Source organism: Kitasatospora sp. NPDC087315 (assembly GCF_044744345.1).
Classification (GTDB): Bacteria; Actinomycetota; Actinomycetes; order Streptomycetales; family Streptomycetaceae; genus Kitasatospora.
The window spans coordinates 130,946-149,002 of record NZ_JBIUYD010000005.1 but is presented as its reverse complement, the minus strand read 5'-3'; the positions used below and the strand labels follow the sequence as shown (position 1 = coordinate 149,002).

Here is an 18,057-nt window from a genome sequence, read left to right as displayed (position 1 = left end):
GCACTTCGGCGGACTCCCCGGTCAGGACGCGGCGTAGAGCGCGGCGGTCGTCGGCAGCCCGGCCCGGTGGGCCAGCGCGGCGGCCTCTCCGCGTGATGCCACGCCCAACTTGGCGAGGATGTTGGCGACATGGAACTTCACCGTGGACTCGCTGATGTGCAGCGCCCGCGCGATGTCCCGGTTGCGGCGGCCCTGGGCGAGCTGGTCCAGGACCTCCAACTCCCTTGGCTGCAAACCTTCCAGGGGATCCGGGCCGGAGGGCGCGGCCGGTGCGGTGAGCGGCAGGTCGACGGTCACCGTGGTGCCCCAGCCGGGCACGGCGTCCACGGCGAGGCGGCCCGCGAGGGCGGTGACGCGGTCCGCCGTCCGGTGTGCGGCGAGCCCGTCCGTGACGAGCAGGCCGGGGCCGTCGTCGCGGACCACCGCGCGCAGGGTGTCGTCGCTGATGCGCCAACTCACGTGCAGGCGCGTCAGGTCGTCCTGTTCCAGCATGATGAGCACGGTGGAGCGGACCGCGGCCCGGGCGGTGTGCGCGGTGTCGGCCGGGATGGACGGGGTGGCCGGGGTGGGCGGTGCCAGGTCGAGGCGGACGGGGCTGTGCCGCAGCAGTGGGCGCAACTCGTCGGCGAGGCGGGCGAACGCGGTGTCGGCGGGCTCCTCGCTGAGCTCCCGGTCGAGGTCCGCGCCGGCCCGCAGGTCCAGCAGGGCGTTCACCGCGAGTTCGGTGGCGCTGCGGCGGGCGGTGGCGTCGTCCAGGGCGGTGGACCGCAGGGGCGCCAGGATCGCGGACAGCGCCGAGGCGTGGGTGCCGGTCAGGTCGGCGATCGCGCGGGCCCGGGCGCCCGCCGAGGCACGGGAGGCGGCGGCGTGCACGGGGGCGGCGTCGGTGGCGCGGTGGTCGGAGTGGATGGTGACCAGCTCCCACACCTGCTGGAGGACGGCGAGCGCCTGCCCGGGCAGCGGTTCGGCGCTCTCCAGGACCAGGACGAGCAGTGCGCCGGTACCGTTCGCCGACGCGGTGATGGTCGAGGCGGCGACGACGGGCCGGGACCGGCCCGCCAGGACGGCGGTGCCCTGCCACGGCCGGCCGACGGCCACGGCGTCCGTCAGCCGGGCGAGTTCCAGGCTGGTGATCCCCCCGGCCAGCTCGGTGGCGCCGAACGCCTTCACGGGCGTGTAGGTGCAGATGCCGCTGAGGTGGGCGATCGCCGTGTGCGGGACGAGGCCGGCGAGCACCTCGGAGAGCCGCCGCAGCAGGTTCGGCCGGGGTGTCCGCAGCACCTCCACGGCCCGCGCCAGCGCCTCCTCGGGCCGCCCCCAGGCATCCCGCCACCGCTCGTGCGCAGCGCCCGCCGTACTGCCCGCCCCGTTGTCCGTCATGCCGTTCAGCCTAGGGCCTGTCGTCGAACTCCCGCCTGCGTGGCGACGCTCCCCCAGCCTTCGGCCGGGAGCCCTCCGGGCGGACGACGGGAGTTCGACGACAGACCCTGGGCCCGGTCGGGCCGGCCCTGGCCGTTCGGCCGGGCGGAACCGGCCGAACGGCGGGCCGGGCACCGGTCGGTGGGGCGTCAGGCTGGAGCCGTCGAGTTCACGAACTCCCTGACACGTGAACTCCCTGACACGTAAAGGACTGTGCGATTCCATGACGAAGGCCATCAGCTTCTCCGAGTACGGCGGCGTGGACGTGCTGCGCCCGGTCGATGTCGAACTGCCCGCCCCCGGTCCCGGCCAGGTGCGGATCGCCGTCCGCGCCGCGGGCGTCAACCCGCTGGACCACAAGCTGCGCAGCGGCGCGATGACCGAGGTGTTCCCGGTCGAGCTCCCGCACGTCACGGGGTACGAGGCGGCGGGTGTGGTGGAGGCCGTCGGCGGGGCTGTGACGCGGTGGCGGCCGGGCGACGAGGTGTTCGGCCTGACCCACGGCGGCGCGTACGCCGAGCACGCACTGGTGGAGGCCGACAGGCTGGCCCGCAAGCCGGCCTTGCTGAGCTGGGAGGAGGCCGCGGCGATCCCGGTGGCGGCGGAGACGGCCTGGCGGGCGCTGGCCGTGCTGGGCGCGGAGAGCGGCCAGACGCTGCTGGTGCACGGCGCGGCCGGTGGGGTCGGCACGTTCCTGCTGCAGTTCGCCCGCTCGCGCGGGATCCGGGTGATCGGTACGGCGAGCGAGGCCAACCACGCGTATCTGCGCGAGCTGGGCGCCATCCCGGTCACGTACGGTGACGGCCTGGCCGGGCGGGTGCGGGCCGTCGCGCCGGACGGGGTGGACCGGGCGCTGGACGCGGCCGGGCAGGGCGGGGTGCTGCCGTTGTCGATCGAGCTGACCGGTGCCGCGGAGAAGGTGGTGACGATCGTCGACTGGGCGGGTGCCGCCGATCACGGGGTCCGGTTCACCGGGGGGACGACGGAGGCCGTCGAGTACCACGGGCCGGCGCTGGCGGGTGCGCTCGCACTGCACGAGGCGGGCACGCTGCTGCTGCCGCTGCACCGGGTGTTTCCGCTGGTGGAGGCGGTCGAGGCGCACCGGCTGAGCGAGCACGGGCACCTGCGGGGAAAGATCGTTCTGACCGTCGGGTGAGCCCGCTCGGCGCCGTCGATCCGTCGGCAGGCCCTGCGGGTCGCCGGCCGGGCCGCGATCCGGGCCGAGATTCGGGTCACGGCCTGAGTCGCCGGCCGGGCCGCGGCGTGGCGCCCCGCGATCTGACTGGCAATCTGTCCGAAATTGTCCCATTCACCCGCTTAGGGTAATTTGGCGGGCGGATTTCCCGGGAACGCGGCGTTGGGCCGTTCGGCCGATGTGCGGTCCTCCGTTCGGTTACGGAGGGTTGACCGGGAGCGGGCGGTGCGGTGCCGCCCGCCCGATCCGGACAGGAGGTCAGATGGACAGGCGCGCGGTGATCAGCGAGTTTCTCGGAACTCTGCTGTTGGTGCTGCTGGCGGTGGGCGCCGCGGTAGTGGCGGGGGAGGCGATCGGTTCCGTCGGGATCGCGCTCGCGTTCGGCCTGGTGCTGCTGGCGCTCGCGTACGCGCTCGGGCCGATCTCCGGCTGCCACGTGAACCCGGCGGTGACGCTCGGTTTCCTGCTGGCCCGCCGGATCGACGGACGGACGGCGGTGTCGTACTGGGTCGCGCAGTTCCTCGGCGGTATCGCCGGCGCGGCGCTGGTCCTGCTGGTGGCCAAGCAGATACCGGGCCTGGAGACCCACGAGAAGCTCGGGACCAACGGCTGGGGTGACCGCTCGCAGGTGCACATCAACGCCGGCGGCGCGTTCCTGACCGAGATCATCCTGACCTTCCTCCTCGTGTACGTGGTCCTGTCGGTCACCCACCGGCTGGCGGCCACCGGCTTCGACGGGCTGCCGATCGGCATGGCGCTGGTGGTCGTGCACCTGGTCGGCATCCCGCTCACCGGCACCTCCGTCAACCCGGCGCGCAGCCTGGGCCCGGCGCTGTTCGCGGGCGGTGCGGCGCTGTCGCAGCTGTGGCTGTTCATCCTGGCACCGCTGATCGGCGGCGCACTGGCGGCCGGGGTGCACCTGCTGACCCATCCGCAGCCGAACCTGGCCGTGGCCGAGGCCGCGGCCACGGACGCACGGGTGGCCGCCGCCGGGCGGTGAACCCAGCCGGACGAAGCCCGGTGCGACGCTGAACTCGGCGTTGTACCGGGCTTTCTGACGTCCGGTCGGTAGAGTCGGGCGCTATGGCGCATCTGAGTGGGGCCTCGGGGCCCGGGCGGCTGGCGGGCAAGTCGTGTGTGGTGACGGGCGCGGCGAACGGCATCGGCCGCGCGGTCGCCGAACGCTTCGCCCGGGAGGGCGCGTTGGTGGTCGCGACGGACATCGACGGCGACGGCCTGCGGCGGCTGGCGGAGCGGCTGCCGCAGGCCGTCACCACGGTGGTCGGCGACGTCTCCCGGGACGACGACGCCCGCCGGATGATCCGCGCCGCCGTCGAGCGGCACGGCCGCCTCGACGTCCTGGTGGCCAACGCGGGCGTGATCCCGCTGATGGAGATCACCGAGGCCGGGGCCGACGACTGGGACCAGGTGATGGCCGTCGACGGCCGCGGGATGTTCCTCACCTGCAAGTACGCCGTGGAGGCGATGAGTGGCACGGACGGCGGAGCCGGCGGGAGCGGTACGGGCGGCGCGATCGTCTGCGTCTCGTCCATCTCCGGCGAGGCCGGGCAGCGCGGCCAGGCGATCTACGGGCCGGCGAAGTTCGTCGCGTCCGGGCTGACCAAGCACCTCGCGGTGGAATGGGCGGACCGGGGCATCCGGGTCAACGCCGTCGCCCCCGGGACGATCACCACCGAGCGGGTGGCCCGGCTGTACGACGAGCCGGGCGGGCCGGAGTACCTGGCGGCGATCGAGAAGCGGCACCCGATGGGGCGGCTGGGCATACCGTCCGAGGTGGCCTCGGCGGTGCTGTTCCTGGCCTCGGACGACGCCTCGTTCGTCACCGGGGTCGTGCTGCCGGTGGACGGCGGGTATCTGGCGCAGTAGGGGGCCCAGGCGCGGGCGTCGGGTTCTAAGGGCGCCGCTCCCCGCGCGCGGGGTTGGTCCCGCCGGCTTCTTGCCGCCGTGAACCTTCCGTGCCCGCTCCCCGCGCGCTCGCCTCGCCGGCTACTCCGGCAGTCGCTCGACCGCGACGATCGCCGCGTCGTCGTCCAGCCGGCCGCCGACGTGGGCGAGCAGGTCCTGGCGGAGCCGGTGCAGCAGGACGGTCGGGGGCTCGGTGTGCCAGGCGGCGACGCGTTCGGTGAGCGGGTAGAAGCGGCGCCGCGTGTCGCGGGCCTCGATCACGCCGTCGGTGTAGATCAGCAGACGGTCGCCGGGCAGGAACGGGAACACCTCCACCTCGTACGCGGCCGGGGCCAGCTCGCCGAGGCCGAGCGGCGGGGCGGGCCGGCGGGCGGCCAGTGCGGTGATGCCGTCGGCGTGCAGCAGGAGCGGGGGCGGGTGGCCGCAGTCGATCAGGCGGAGCACCGAGTCGTTGTCCGGGATGTCCAGGATGACGGCGGTGATGAAGGACTCGCTGCGGTTGTCGACACAGTCCTCGGCCCGGTCGGGCGCGGGGTCGCCCGCCCCGGCGCGGTCGGTCCGCTCGCTCGGCTGGGCGAGGTCCCAGCAGACGCTGCCGTCCAGATAGGCGGCGAGGTCGGGCAGGTCGGCGTGGAGGTGGGCGGCCGCGCGGAACGCGCCGAGCAGCAGGGCGGCGTCGCCGAGCGAGGAGAGGCCCTTGCCGCGTACGTCGCCGACCAGCAGCCGGGTGCCGGTGGCGGTCCGGGCCGCCGCGTAGAGGTCGCCTCCGACCTGCGCCTCGGCCTCGGCGGCCAGGTAGACGGCGGCGAGGTGGAGCGGCCCGATCCGGTCGGGCAGTGGGCGCAGCAGCACCCGCTGGGCGGCCTCGGAGACCGAGCGGACCTGGGCCAGCTGTCGTTCGTGTCGCTCGCGCAGCGCCCGCAGGCCGATCACCAGCGCCGAGACCACGATCAGCGAGCTGAGCTGAGCCTCGATGTTGGAGGTCGCCAGGCCTTCGCGCAGAACGCCGATGAGGGTCAGCGCGGCGATCGCGAGGGCGGCGACACCGGTGGTGGCCCACACGCCGGCGAAGGAGGCCGTGATGGCGGGGGCGACGACCAGCAGCGGGCCGAGGTGGATCTGCGGCGGCGACAGGACTTCGACGACGGTGATCACCGCGATCAGCGCGAGCGGGAGCGCCGTCATCGCGCGGCGGTCGGGCCGCCACGTCCGGTGGCGGTCACGGGGACGCTGCCGAAGTGGCACCTTTCCTCTGTACACCGTGGGGGCGGCCCACCGCACTTCGGGGGGACGTTTCCCGGCACGCGGGCTCCGGCGGGCGTGCTGCTGCGGCGCCTCCGGGCCGGTCGGGTCAGCCCTCGGCGCCGTACCGCGCCAGGTACTGGGCGAAGCGGGCGACGTCCTCGTCCGACCAGTCGGTGAAGCGGGCGGTGAAGGAGATCCGGCGCTGTTCGTTCGCCTCGCGCAGCAGGGTCAGCCCGGCCTCGGTGGCGCGCAGGATCTGGCCCCGCTGGTCGTCCGGGTCGGTCTCGCGGCGCAGCAGGCCGAGCTTCTCCAGGGCGCCGACCTGACGGCTGACGGTCGACTTGTCGAGCATGAAGTGCGAGGCCACGTCGGCGGCCCGGCAGCCGCCGCGCTCGTTGATCAGGTCGAGGATGCTGTAGGTGACCAGGGAGAGGTCCGGGTGCAGCTGGGAGGCCTTGTGCCGGGCGCGCCGGGCGAAGGCGGTCAGCTCGCGCTGGATGGTGTCGATCGACGTCTCGCGGCCGGGCACGGTGGTCCTACCTCCTCGGGAATTTGTTGCACTATACAACGATTCTCGGGTCCACTGCCGCCTGCCGGGGCTCAGCCGGTCTGTCCCGCCCGATGTCCCGCCCGATCGACCGCCACCTGCCAGGCGCGGGCGGCCGCGATCCGGCGGGTCGCACTCGGATGAGTGGCGAACAGTAGCTCAAGCATCCGGGGCGGGTCGACATCGGACACGTTGGCCAGTGCCAGTCTGCGCTGCATCGCGATGAACTGCTCGGTGTCCGAGGTGAGTTCGAGTGCATGCCGGTCCGCCCTGGCCTCGATCCGACGGCTCACCGCGCACTGTACCGGCCCCGACAGGGCGCCCAGCAGCGCGGCGCACGCCGCCAGCAGCGGCAGCGAGCGCGGATCGGCCGCGTCCGCCGCCCCCGCCGCCGACAGCAACGGGCCCCAGCCGGTGAGCAGCCCCAGCAGGCAGACCACCACGGCGGCCCCGGCCGCGCCCAGCAGCGTCCCGGTCAGCACGTCCCGGTGCTTGACGTGCCCGAGTTCGTGCGCCACCACCAGCTCCACCTCACGCGGCTCGGCGGTCGACAGCAGCGTGTCGTACGCGACGATCCGGCGGGTCGCGCCCAGCCCCGAGACGTACGCGTTGAGCGCCGTCGTCCGGCGGGACGCGTCCGCCACCAGCACGTCCCGCACCCGGACGCCGTCCCGCTCGGCGAGCGCGAGCAGCGCCTCGCGCTGGGGGCCCGGCGGCATCGGCGTGAAGCGGTTGAACACCGGCTCGACGAGCAGCGGATGGAGGAAGGACAGGGCCGCCGTCAGCAGCGCCGCCGCGCCCGCCGCCGGGAGCCACCAGCGCTCCGGCGACCAGGCGGTGAGCGCGAACAGCCCGAACACCACCGGCAGCGCCAGCACCAGGGCCAGCGCCAGCCCGCGCAGGGCGTCCACCGCCCAGCCGCCCCAGCCCTGCGTCACCAGCCCGAACCGGGCCCGGACCGACCGGGCGCCCGCCCCGAAGGGCAGCTGTGCCGCCTGGCCGAGGACGACCAGGACCGCCGCCCCCGCCAGCACCTCCGCCGTCCGGGAACCGCCGAACCGGCCGCCCGCCGCCGTCACCAGGCCGGCCCCGGCCGGGGTCAGCCCGAGGGCCAGCGTCAGCGCCAGGCCGGTCAGCCGGCCGCCCAGCGCCCAGGGCAGCTGGGCGCGGCGCAGCGCGCGGCCCCGGGCGCGCTGGGCGGGGGTGAAGTCGGCGGCGGGGGGCGCCAGGTGGCCGGTGCTCTCGGTGCTGCTGCTCTTCGTACCGCTGTTCTCCGTACCGCTCTCGGTGCTGCTCTCCATGGGGGTGCCTGCCGCTCCCGGTGTCCGTCGCCGTGCTCCCGCGCCGTCCGGCGCCTTCCGGGGTTCAGCATGACGCACCGCGCCCGGTCCTCACCCCTCCGCGGGCTCGGTGGCCCCGTGGGTGCCCGCGCGGAGCAGCTGGTGGCCGAGGTCGACCAGCGCCCGGCCGACGGCGAACTCGTCCCCGACCGCCGGGGCCGGTTCGTCGCGCGGATTGCGCCGGGCCTGCGCGTCGCTGTGCAGCAGGGTGCCGTCGGCGTCGAGGACGGCGTGCACCCGGGTGGTGTCGCGGTCCTCGACCACGTGCAGGTTCAACTGCCAGTCCTTGGTGCGGACGGTGCTGCCGCCGGTCGCCCCGGGGCCGGTCGTCGTGTCCGTCGCGGCGACCGCCCTCGGCGCCGCCGAGGCGGTGCCGTCCGCGCGGACGATCACCACCGGGCAGGCGCCGTGCACGGCGCAGCGGACGCTCACCGAACCCAGCAGCGTCCGGGCGAACGTGCCGCGCCCGCGGCTGCCGAGGACCAGCAGGTCGGCGTTCTCGGCGGCCTCCAGCAGCACCTCGGCCGCGTGCCCGAGCACCAGGCTCTCCCGGATCTCCACCGGCCGGTCCGCGCCGACCACCTCGTCCACCTCGGCGGTCAGGGTGCGGCGCGCCGACTCCTCGAACCCGTTGTCCGTCATGGGCGCGAACCACCCGTACAGCGCCGGGTACTCCCACGCCGCCACCACGTGCACCACCGCGCCCGTCAGCGTCGCCTGCCCGACCGCCCAGCGCAGGGCCGCCTTCGAGGGCGCCGAGCCGTCGATCCCGACCACGATCCGCCGGCCGCAGCCGGCTTCCCCGCCGCCCATGACCCACCACCTCGACCTGCCGTGCCGTCCCCCCTCCACGCTGCGCGCGGGTGCGGCCCGCGGGCCAGGGACGGGGTGGCCTGTTCGGGCGGGCCGGTTGGGCCCGGCGGGCCTGTTCGGGCGTTCGCGTCGTTTCCTCGACGCGGCCGTGGGGCGGAGGGGGGCGCGGGGGAGTGGCGTAGGCTGACCGCTCTCGAATCGACCCCGGGGGGACGTTCCATGCGCCGTGTCGCGGCCGCTGTCGCACTGCTGCTCGGGCTGATACCCCTGGCCGCCTGTGGACCCGACGACCCCGCCCCGGCCCCTGCCGCCGACGCGGCCAAACCCCCGGCCACCGGCACCGGCGGGGCCGACGGCGCGACGCCCTCCGGCAAACCCAGCGCCCCCCGCCCCGACGGCAGCATCACCGTGGCGTTCGCCGGTGACGTCCACTTCGAGGGCCGCACCGAGGCCCGGCTCGCCGTGAAGGCGCCGGACCAGGCACTCGGCCCGATCTCCCAGACCCTCTCCGACGCGGACCTCGCCGTCCTCAACCTGGAGACCGCGATCACCGACCGCGGCGCCCCCGAACCGAAGACCTACACCTTCCGCACCTCGCCCAAGGCGCTCACCGCGCTCAAGGACTCCGGCGTCGACGTCGTCTCGATGGCCAACAACCACGCGGTGGACTTCGGCGCGGACGGCCTCACCGACACCCTCGCCGCCAAGGCCTCCTCCCCGGTCCCGGTCATCGGCGTCGGGCGCAACGCCAAGGAGGCGTACGCCCCGTACGTCACCACCGTGCGCGGGGTGAAGGTCGCCGTGGTCGCGGCCAGCCAGGTCGAGGACCTCACCAACCAGAAGTGGCGGGCCGGCGCCAACAAGCCGGGCATCGCGTCGGCCCTGGACACGGCGGCGCTGACCAAGGCGGTCGAGACGGCCAAGCAGCAGGCCCCCGTCGTCCTCGTCTACCTGCACTGGGGCGACGAGGGCAAGGCCTGTCCGACCGGTGCCCAGACCGCCATCGCCAAGAAGCTCGCGGCGGCGGGCGCCACCGCCGTCGTCGGCACGCACGCCCACACCATGCTGGGCTCGGGCATGCTCGGCAACACCTACATCGGGTACGGCTTCGGCAACTTCCTCTGGTACGGCACCTCCAACTACGCCTTCTCCAACGAGACCGGTGTCACCACCCTGACCCTGACTGCGGCGGGCAAGGTGACCGGAGAAACGTTCACCCCGGCCACCATCGACGGCCAGGGCGTCCCCGTCCCGCAGACCGGCCCCGCCGCCGAAGCCGCCCTCAAACGCCGCGACGCCCTGCGCGGCTGCACCGGCCTCACCCCGGCCCCCGCTGCGGCACGCTGAGTACGCTCACGGCATCGGTGGCCGGCGCGCTGCTTTCCGGATCGCGGGCCCTCTCGTCCGCAATGTCCGACCCGATGAAAGTTGCTTCCCGGAGCACGACCCCCGGCTAAAGTTGCAGCTCAGTAAGCTGCTCCCCGCACGCGCGGGGTTGGTCCCACCCTCGGCGCGCTGCCCGGCATCCTGGTCGCCTGTTCCCCGCATACGCGGGGCTGGTCCCGGAAAGCGCCATATCTTCCCTGCCCGCCACGTCTGTTCAGCGCTTCGAGGTGCCGCTTGCCCCGTCGGATCGACAGCTGGGACGGGGCGAGTCATCGTCACGGGGTGGGGAAGTCGGAGGTGGCGATCCGGCCCAGGAGAGTGGCAAGTCGCCGGGGCATGGAGAGGAACGGCGAGTGGCTGCTCGGCAGTCGGTGGACGGAATCGGCGCGCGTGGCGAGTTCGCGCTGCCGGGACGGTTCGAGCGCCTGGTCGCGGTCGCAGACGACGTAGCTGGAGGGCACGGTACGCCACCCTGCCGTGGTCACCCGCTCGGTGAAGGACCGGATGCTCTGCGGGCGCAGCCGGGCCACGGCGCGGTCGGCATCGGCCTCGGGCACGTCGGCGAAGAGTATTCGCCGGGCGTCCTCGTACGGCGGGGTGTGGCCCGTGCCGTCGCCCGGCGCGGGCGTTCCGAGGAACGTGAACATGCTCTCGCCCACGTCCAGTTGGAAAGCGGCGAGGTACACCGCCCCCACCACGTTCGCGGCATCCGCGATGACCTCCGTGGTGGGGACGCCGCCGTAGGAGTGGGCGACCACCACCACCGGGCCGTCGATGCGCCGGAGGCTGTCCCGGATGGCGTCCGCGTCGTCCAGCATGCCCGCCGGGCGGGCGCCGTCGTGCCGGCCGGCCGGGGGATTGGCGCTGGGCAGGTCGACGGTGTGGGACCGCCAGCCGTCGGCGTCGAGCGCGGCGCGTACGGAGTCCCAGCACCAGGCTCCGTGCCAGGCCCCGTGGACCAGCAGGAAGGTCGGCCGGTCGGTGTCAGCGTTCATGTGCGGTACCTCCGTTGTCCGAGCTGCGGATGGCGGGAGACCGTGGCACGAAGCGGGCCGCCCCGCCCAGGGCTCGCGGGCCGAGTGGCCGCACTCGGCACTCCCGACGATACTGCGCGGCCCCTGCACCACCGGCGGCCGGTTGGAGCGTCCGGGGGTGGCCGGCTCGTTGGCGTGATCGACCGGACGGCAGCGGGGTTGGTCCCGCCCTGCAAGAAGAGATCTGAGGAGAAGACGACTGCTCCCCGCACACGCGGGGTTGGTCCCCAGTGGGTGGACACCGCCGACCGGGCGTGGGCCTGCTCCCCGCATGTGCGGGGCCGCTCCCCAGGGCTGAAATCGGGAGCCTGGTGCCAGGTGGGGGCGCTACGCTCTGGTGATCACGAAAACTGGGCGTTGAGGCTCGGCGGGGGGGGGCTGGTCGTATGACGGGTGTTGAGGTGGCGTCCTCCGGGGTGAGACGTGGTGGTGGGCGGCGGCGCTGGGTGGTCGGCGGGGTGGCGGCTGTGGTCGTCGCGGCCGTAGTGACCGGGGTCGCCTTTGTGGCCGGGGTGTGGGACGAGCCCGAGTTGAAGCAGTCGCTCTGCGGGTTGCCGAGGGCGGACAAGAGCCCGCTCGGCGTCGTGCTGCCCAAGGGGCGGCGGGGGGTGGAGACGCGTGAGGTGTCCGAGATGTCGGGGCACGGGAAGGTCTTGTGCGTGATCTCGGTGGACGGGGAAGGGGCCGTCACCGTCCTGATGTTCGGCCAGGATCCGAATCGGCCGACCTCGACCGATACGACCGGTATGGACACCAGGAAGATGATCGCCAAGGGGGTGGTGGCCAGTCTGGGCGGCGCCTCTCAGGTGGACTACTGCCCCGGTACGCGCGACCTGGCCGCGTTCGTCACGGTCATGTCGGACCCCGCTACCTGGCCGGAGTCCCCTGCGGAGCAGGCGGCGCACACCCGCGCACTGGCTTCGCTGGCGGCGACCGTGCTGGCCGAACAGCGGCACGAGGTGTGCTACTGACGGCTGCGAGGCCGGGCGTCAGCCCTTGTGGTCGGCTTCGCCCTGCTTCCAGTAGCCCTTGGCCTGGACGAGTTCGCGGGGGTAGCCGCAGGTGTCGAGGAGGTGTCGGCGGATGGTGGTGACGGCGGTGGACTCGCCGGCGAGCCAGGCGGCTTGAGGGTCGGGCGACGCCGTGAGGACGGCGTCGGTGAGGAGGCGGCCCTTGGGGGAGCCGTTGCGGGGGAGCCGGATGGTGGTGAGGTCGGCGCGGGTGGCGATGGGGAGGGTGTCGGCCGGGGCGGCGATCTCGACGTAGGCGGACACCCTTACGGTCGGCGGGAGTTGTTCGAGGATGGTGAGGGCGGCGGGCAGGGCGCTTTCGTCGGCGGCGAGGAGCAGGTGGGTGGCGCCGTCGAGGGGCGAGTAGCGGCCGCTGGGGCCGGCGAGGCGGGCGCGGTCGCCGGGGCCGGCGATGGACGCCCAGCGGGCGAGCGGGCCGTTGCCGTGGAGGACGATGTCGATGTCCACCTCGTGCTGCTCGGGGCGGTGGTGGCGGATGGTGTAGGCGCGGGAGTGGCCTTCGGGGATCGCCAACTTGACCCACTGGGTGGGGTGTTCGATGCCGAGGCCGGGCAGGGTGGGGCCGGTGGAGGTGAGCCGGACGAGGGTGGAGGTCAGCGGGGTGACGGCGATGACCTCGGCGTCGTGGGTCGGGCGGGTCGGGCGGGAACGGCCGAACACGGCGTACTCCTGATCGGGCCCGGAGGCGGACACGGGCCGGTGGAGGGAGGCGGGGAGGGGCGGGCTCAGCCCTTGAGGTGCTGGTCGAGCAGCGCGTCGACGAAGGCCCGGTCGAGCGGGCGGCGCAGCACCAGGGCGCGGTGGTAGAGCGGGGCGAGCAGGGCGTCGAGGACGACGGCGGCTTCGTCGGCGGAGACGGCCAGACAGGCCCGGGTGTGCGCGACGTCCCGGGTGCGCAGTTCGTCGAGGAAGCCGGTGTGCATCAACTCCGCCGTTCGGGCGTCGAGTTGGGCGTGGCCGAGGAGGGCCTGGAGGACGCGGCCGGCCGGTTCCTCGCCGAGGAAGACGGCGAAGCGGTGGACGTACGCGCGCAGGTCGGCGGGGGTGGAGGGGGCCTCGGGCCAGGCGAGGGCGGGGGTGGCGTCCAGGACCAGGTTGTCGAAGAGGATGTCGACCTTGGACTTCCACCAGCGGTAGATCGTCTGCTTGGCGACCCCGGCGGCGGCGGCGATGCCCTCGATGGTGAGGGCCTCGAAGCCGTGCTCCACCAGGAGGTCGTCGGCGGCGTTCAGCACGGCCAGGCGCGCGGCCTCGCTGCGGCGGCTGCTGGTGGAGCTGCTGCCGGTGGCGGGGCGGGGCTGGGCGGCGATGGTGCTGACGTCCTCACGGGCGGGCCGGTGGGGTTGCCGGCCGGGGGGTCTGATCGGGGCCATCCTCTCATGCCCCTTCCGCCACACCAGCCGCAACGTTGCGTCCAGGTTCAAGGCCCGGTCGCGAAGGCTCGGCGTGGACCGCCCGGCGCGAACTCCGTACGCGGCCTCGCCTCCGGAGTGGAGGTGGCGGTCCGCAAGTTGACGGACCCGCAGCCCTCTCGGCCTGGTCGAACAGCTGTGTTAGGTTAGCCTTGCCTAATGTCGCTGGTCGGAGGGGATTTCCTGTGCAGCAGTCCGAACTGGCCGGTACCGTCGCGATGGTCACCGGCGCCGGGCAGGGTATCGGCGCGGCCGTGACGCGTGCGCTCGTCGCCGCAGGGGCCGTCGTCGCCGCCGTGGACCGCAACCCGGGCCCGCTCGCCGCCCTCGCGGACGAGCTGGCGGGCGCATCCGTGCACGGGTCCGACGGCGTCGGGCGGCCCGTCCGGCCCTACGTCCTGGACGTCACCGACGCCGCCGCCGTCGAGGCGGCCGTCTCCCTGATGGAAAGTCAACTCGGCCCCCTGGGAATCCTGGTGAACGTCGCCGGCATCCTGCGCGCCGCGCCCGCCGTCGAACTCTCCGACGAGGACTGGGTGGACACCTTCGCCGTCAACACCAACGGGGTGTTCCACACCTGCCGGGCGGTCGGCCGCCGGATGGCGGAACGCGGTACCGGCGCCATCGTCACCGTCGGGTCCAACGCCGCCGGGGTGCCGCGTACCGGCATGGCCGCCTACGCGGCCTCCAAGGCGGCGGCCACCATGTTCACCCGCTGTCTGGGGCTGGAGCTCGCCCGCTCCGGCGTGCGCTGCAACATCGTCTCGCCGGGATCCACCGACACCGACATGCAGCGGGCGCTCTGGCAGGGCGACGCGGGGGCCGCCGAACAGCGGGTCATCGACGGCGATCCGGCCGGCTACCGGGTGGGCATCCCGCTCGGCCGGATCGCCGCGCCCGCCGACATCGCCGAGGCGGTGGCCTTCCTGGTCTCCGACCGGGCGCGGCACATCACCATGCACGACCTGTACGTGGACGGCGGCGCCACCCTGCGCGCCTGACCCCACGGCACACCAGGGCCCCGGGACACCCGGAACCCCGACACCCCGGAACCCCGGGACACCGCGACGCGCACCCCCGCCACCGCAGAGCCCGAACCACACCACCCGCCGGCCGGCCGACAACGGCGCCCGGCGGCCACTCGCAGACTGGAGAATCCAGGTGACCACGGTGCATCACGCCCCCGCCGGGACGGACCACACCGTCATCGGCGCGGCCAGCGGGCTGCTGGGCCAGTACCGGGCCGCGCCCGACGAGGCGTTCTTCGCCTCACCGACCCGCACGCTGCTCACCGAGGGCGTGCACGCCAGGGTCCCGCAGGACGGGCGCCCGCTGCCGGTGCGGGTCGCCGAGACGCTCGCCCGGGCCCGCCGCGACGGGGTCGAACACCCGCTGGTGGTCGGCGCGGTGGCGTTCGACCACGACAGCCGGGCCGAGCTGGCCGTCCCCGCGCTGGTCCGCCGGTGCGGCGCGCTGCGCGACGACCCGCTGATCGCGCTGCCCGCCCCGGCGGCCGACCGGGTGGAGTGGCTGGTCCGCCCGGTGCCCGAGCCGGCCGCGTACGGTGCCGGCGTCGCGGCGGCCGTCGAGCGGCTGCGCGGCGGCGAGTTGAGCAAGGTGGTGCTCGCCCGGACGCTGGAGCTGAGTGCCGACCGCCCGCTCGACCTGCCCACGATCCTGCAGCGGCTGGGCCGCCGCGACCCGGGCGGCTACACCTTCGCGGTGCCCGCCGGCGGCGGCCGGACGCTGATCGGCGCCAGCCCCGAACTGCTGCTCTCCCGCCGGGGAACGGCCGTGCTGGCCAACCCGCTGGCCGGCTCGGTGCCGCGCAGCGCCGACCTCGGCGAGGATGTCCGCAGGGCGGCCGGGCTGCTGGAGTCCCCCAAGGACCTGCACGAGCACGCCGTCGTGGTGGACGCCATCCGCGCGGCGCTGGCGCCGTACTGCCGCACGCTGGACGTGCCGGAGCGGCCGACCCTGGTCCGTACGGCCGCGATGTGGCACCTGGCCACCACGATCACCGGCGAGCTGGCCGACCCGGCCGTCTCGGCGCTGGAGCTGGCCACCGCGCTGCACCCGACCCCGGCCGTCTGCGGCACCCCGACTCCGCTCGCCCGCACCGTGATCGGCGAGGTGGAGCCCTTCGACCGCGGCCTGTACACCGGCATGGTCGGCTGGGGCGACGCGGACGGTGACGGCGAGTGGGTGGTCACCATCCGCTGCGCGGAGGCGGAGGAGCGCACGCTGCGCGTGTACGCGGGGGCGGGGGTGGTCGCCGAGTCCCGGCCGGAGGCCGAACTCGCCGAGACCAGCGCCAAGTTCCGTACCTTCCTGGACGCCGCGGGGGTGCCGCGATGAGCAGCGCCCAGCCGGTGGAGTTCCCCGGATTCACCCCGTACCCCGCCGAGTTCGCCGAGCGCTACCGCGCCGCCGGGTACTGGCGCGGCGAGACCTTCGGCCGGATGCTGCGCGAGCGGGCCGCCGCCCACGGCGAGCGGATCGCGATCGTCGATCCGTCCGGCCTGTCCGGCCCTTCCGCTCCGGAGGGCGGGCGCCGCTGGTCGTACGCCGAACTCGACCGCCGGGCCGACCGGATGGCCGCCGGCCTGCTCGCCCGGGGGATCGGCAGGGGTGACCGGGTGGTGGTCCAGCTGCCCAACACCGCCGAGTTCTTCGAGGTGGTCTTCGCGCTGTTCCGGATCGGCGCGCTGCCGGTCTTCGCGCTGCCCGCCCACCGGTACACCGAGATCGGCTACTTCTGCGGGTTCACCGGTGCCGCGGCCTATGTCGTCCCGGCCGTCGAGAACGGCTTCGACTACCGTGAACTGGCCTCCCGCGTCCGGTCGGAGAACCCGTCGCTGCGGCTGGTCCTGGTGGCCGGCGAGGACCCGGGGGAGCACGTCCGGCTGGCGGACGTGCCGTCCGACGGGCCGGGGCCCGACGCCGAGCCGCGCCCGGAGGACGTCGCCTTCCTCCAGCTCTCCGGCGGCAGCACCGGCGTGCCCAAGCTGATCCCGCGCACCCACGACGACTACATCTACTCGCTGCGCGGCTCGGTGGAGCTGTGCGCGGTGGACGAGGACAGCGTCTACCTCTGCGTGCTGCCCGCCGCGCACAACTTCCCGCTCAGCTCGCCGGGCACGCTCGGCACGCTGTACGCGGGCGGCCGGGTGGTGCTCTGCCCGCAGCCGGGCCCCGAGACGGCGTTCCCGCTGATCGAGCGGGAGGGCGTGACCATCACCGGCCTGGTGCCGCCGCTGGCGCTGCTCTGGCTGGACGCGGCCGAGCGCGGGCGCGGCCTGGCCGGCGCGCCCCGACTGGACAGCCTGGAGGTGCTGCTGGTCGGCGGCGCCAAGTTCAGCGAGGAGGCGGCCCGCCGGGTCCGCCCGGTGCTGGGCTGCACGCTCCAGCAGGTGTTCGGGATGGCCGAGGGCCTGGTCAACTACACCCGGCTGGACGACCCGGAGGAGGTGATCGTCTCCACCCAGGGCCTGCCGATCTCCCCGGACGACGAGATCCGGGTGGTCGACGACCAGGGCGCGGACCTGCCCGCCGGCGCCACCGGCCATCTGCTCACCCGCGGCCCGTACACCATCCGCGGCTACTGGAACGCGCCGGAGCACAACGCCAACTCCTTCACCGGGGACGGCTTCTACCGCACCGGGGACCTCGTCCGGCGGACCGCCACCGGCCACCTGGTGGTCGAGGGGCGGGCGAAGGACCAGATCAACCGGGGCGGCGAGAAGGTCGCCGCCGAGGAGATCGAGAACCACCTGCTCGCCCACCCGGCCGTGCACGACGCCGCCGTGGTGTCGATGCCCGACCCGTACCTCGGCGAGCGCACCTGCGCCTATGTCGTGCTGCGCGCGGAGGCCCGCCCGACGCCGCCGAAGGCGATCGAGCTGAAGCGCTTCGTCCGCGGGCGCGGCCTGGCCGACTTCAAGGTCCCGGACCGGGTCGAGTTCGTCGAGGCCTTCCCCGCCACCGGGATCGGCAAGGTCAGCAAGAAGGACCTGCGCGCGGCCATCGCCGCCACCCTCCGCCCCGCCCCTACCAGCTGAAGGAAGCACCGCCGTGGGTCTGCCCCGCATCCCCTCCTATCCCATGCCCTCCGCCGACGGCCTGCCGGCCAACCGGGTCGCCTGGACGGTCGACCCGTCCCGTGCGGTGCTGCTGGTGCACGACCTGCAGAACCACTTCATGAACGCCTTCGACACCGGCGCCGCTCCCGTCACCGAACTCTTCGGGAACGTCGGCCGGTTGCGCCGGCAGGCCGACCGCCTGGGCATCCCCGTCGTCTACTCGGCGCAGCCCGGCGGCCAGAGCCCGGCCGAGCGCGGCCTCCAGCAGGACTTCTGGGGCCCGGGCATCCCGGACGACCCGCGCGCGGCGGCCATCGCCGACGCCGTCGCCCCGGCCGGCCACGACACCGTGCTCACCAAGTGGAAGTACAGCGCCTTCGTCCGCACCGGGCTGGACGAACTGCTGCGCGAGCAGGGCCGCGACCAACTGGTGATCACCGGCGTGTACGCGCACATCGGGGTCCAGGCCACCGCCTGCGACGCCTGGATGCGTGACATCCAGGCCTTTGTGGTGGCCGACGCGGTCGCCGACTTCAGCGAGGCCGAGCACCGTGCCGCGCTCTCCTGGGTGGCCGGCCGCTGCGGCCTGGTCACCACCACCGACGCAGTGCTGGAAGGGAAGTGACG

The 18,057-nt window shown here is 74.3% G+C and carries 17 protein-coding genes; 9 read left to right on the top strand and 8 right to left on the bottom strand.

Going from position 1 to position 18,057, the window contains the following annotated elements; translation table 11 throughout:
* Positions 1–21 precede the first annotated feature (21 nt).
* Entirely contained in the window at positions 22–1,380 is a 1,359-nt protein-coding gene (locus tag ACIO5D_RS09360) for a LuxR C-terminal-related transcriptional regulator (RefSeq protein WP_400794509.1), read from the bottom strand.
* A 262-nt stretch (positions 1,381–1,642) separates the two neighbouring features.
* Between ACIO5D_RS09360 and ACIO5D_RS09355 the strand changes: the two genes are divergently transcribed.
* The 3 genes from ACIO5D_RS09355 (at position 1,643) to ACIO5D_RS09345 (ending at position 4,501) form a co-directional block, all read left to right on the top strand.
* The gene (locus tag ACIO5D_RS09355) at positions 1,643–2,575 is read left to right on the top strand and encodes an NADP-dependent oxidoreductase (RefSeq protein ID WP_400794507.1); all 933 of its coding nucleotides are present in this window, start codon (positions 1,643–1,645) and stop codon (positions 2,573–2,575) included.
* Between the two features lie 301 nt (positions 2,576–2,876).
* Positions 2,877–3,614: an MIP family channel protein gene (locus ACIO5D_RS09350; RefSeq protein WP_363604453.1), complete on the top strand. Its 738-nt coding sequence runs from the start codon at positions 2,877–2,879 to the stop codon at positions 3,612–3,614.
* Positions 3,615–3,697: 83 nt separating this feature from the next.
* Positions 3,698–4,501: an SDR family NAD(P)-dependent oxidoreductase gene (locus ACIO5D_RS09345; protein WP_400794505.1), complete on the top strand. Its 804-nt coding sequence runs from the start codon at positions 3,698–3,700 to the stop codon at positions 4,499–4,501.
* 120 nt (positions 4,502–4,621) lie between these two features.
* On the opposite strand, the gene ACIO5D_RS09340 is transcribed toward ACIO5D_RS09345, so the two are convergent.
* From ACIO5D_RS09340 to ACIO5D_RS09325, 4 genes are all read right to left on the bottom strand, one after another.
* Positions 4,622–5,725, bottom strand: a complete 1,104-nt coding sequence (locus ACIO5D_RS09340; protein ID WP_400649947.1) for a PP2C family protein-serine/threonine phosphatase — start codon at positions 5,723–5,725, stop codon at positions 4,622–4,624.
* A gap of 166 nt (positions 5,726–5,891) precedes the next feature.
* On the bottom strand, positions 5,892–6,314 hold the full coding sequence (locus ACIO5D_RS09335; RefSeq protein WP_363604456.1) for a MarR family transcriptional regulator: 423 nt from the start codon (positions 6,312–6,314) through the stop codon (positions 5,892–5,894).
* Positions 6,315–6,385: 71 nt separating this feature from the next.
* Complete coding sequence (locus tag ACIO5D_RS09330) at positions 6,386–7,633, bottom strand: M48 family metalloprotease (protein ID WP_400794503.1); 1,248 nt, start codon at positions 7,631–7,633, stop codon at positions 6,386–6,388.
* 90 nt (positions 7,634–7,723) lie between these two features.
* Positions 7,724–8,485 (bottom strand): universal stress protein, encoded by a 762-nt coding sequence (locus ACIO5D_RS09325; RefSeq protein ID WP_400649941.1) that lies wholly within the window; start codon positions 8,483–8,485, stop codon positions 7,724–7,726.
* A 219-nt stretch (positions 8,486–8,704) separates the two neighbouring features.
* On the opposite strand from ACIO5D_RS09325, the gene ACIO5D_RS09320 reads away from it, so the two are divergent.
* Positions 8,705–9,832, top strand: a complete 1,128-nt coding sequence (locus tag ACIO5D_RS09320) for a CapA family protein (RefSeq protein ID WP_363604460.1) — start codon at positions 8,705–8,707, stop codon at positions 9,830–9,832.
* A gap of 314 nt (positions 9,833–10,146) precedes the next feature.
* Here the strand turns inward: ACIO5D_RS09320 and ACIO5D_RS09315 are convergent, their stop codons facing one another.
* Positions 10,147–10,866 carry an alpha/beta fold hydrolase gene (locus ACIO5D_RS09315; protein WP_363604461.1) on the bottom strand — a complete coding sequence of 240 codons (720 nt, stop codon included), beginning with the start codon at positions 10,864–10,866 and terminating at the stop codon, positions 10,147–10,149.
* 497 nt (positions 10,867–11,363) lie between these two features.
* On the opposite strand from ACIO5D_RS09315, the gene ACIO5D_RS09310 reads away from it, so the two are divergent.
* Positions 11,364–11,876: a hypothetical protein gene (locus ACIO5D_RS09310; protein ID WP_363604463.1), complete on the top strand. Its 513-nt coding sequence runs from the start codon at positions 11,364–11,366 to the stop codon at positions 11,874–11,876.
* Positions 11,877–11,894: 18 nt separating this feature from the next.
* On the opposite strand, the gene ACIO5D_RS09305 is transcribed toward ACIO5D_RS09310, so the two are convergent.
* Both ACIO5D_RS09305 and ACIO5D_RS09300 read right to left on the bottom strand, forming a co-directional pair.
* Positions 11,895–12,596 (bottom strand): siderophore-interacting protein, encoded by a 702-nt coding sequence (locus tag ACIO5D_RS09305; protein WP_400794501.1) that lies wholly within the window; start codon positions 12,594–12,596, stop codon positions 11,895–11,897.
* 65 nt (positions 12,597–12,661) lie between these two features.
* The gene (locus ACIO5D_RS09300; protein WP_400794499.1) at positions 12,662–13,309 is read right to left on the bottom strand and encodes a TetR/AcrR family transcriptional regulator; all 648 of its coding nucleotides are present in this window, start codon (positions 13,307–13,309) and stop codon (positions 12,662–12,664) included.
* A gap of 257 nt (positions 13,310–13,566) precedes the next feature.
* On the opposite strand from ACIO5D_RS09300, the gene ACIO5D_RS09295 reads away from it, so the two are divergent.
* The 4 genes from ACIO5D_RS09295 (at position 13,567) to ACIO5D_RS09280 (ending at position 18,055) form a co-directional block, all read left to right on the top strand.
* A complete protein-coding gene (locus ACIO5D_RS09295; RefSeq protein ID WP_400650336.1) occupies positions 13,567–14,349 on the top strand; it encodes a 2,3-dihydro-2,3-dihydroxybenzoate dehydrogenase in 783 nt (260 codons plus the stop codon).
* A 154-nt stretch (positions 14,350–14,503) separates the two neighbouring features.
* Positions 14,504–15,706 carry an isochorismate synthase DhbC gene (gene dhbC, locus ACIO5D_RS09290; RefSeq protein ID WP_363604607.1) on the top strand — a complete coding sequence of 401 codons (1,203 nt, stop codon included), beginning with the start codon at positions 14,504–14,506 and terminating at the stop codon, positions 15,704–15,706.
* Complete coding sequence (locus ACIO5D_RS09285; protein ID WP_400759582.1) at positions 15,703–17,409, top strand: (2,3-dihydroxybenzoyl)adenylate synthase; 1,707 nt, start codon at positions 15,703–15,705, stop codon at positions 17,407–17,409. The genes dhbC and ACIO5D_RS09285 overlap by 4 nt, the downstream gene beginning before the upstream one ends.
* Positions 17,410–17,422: 13 nt before the next feature.
* On the top strand, positions 17,423–18,055 hold the full coding sequence (locus ACIO5D_RS09280) for an isochorismatase family protein (protein ID WP_363604471.1): 633 nt from the start codon (positions 17,423–17,425) through the stop codon (positions 18,053–18,055).
* The last annotated feature ends 2 nt before the right edge of the window (positions 18,056–18,057 follow it).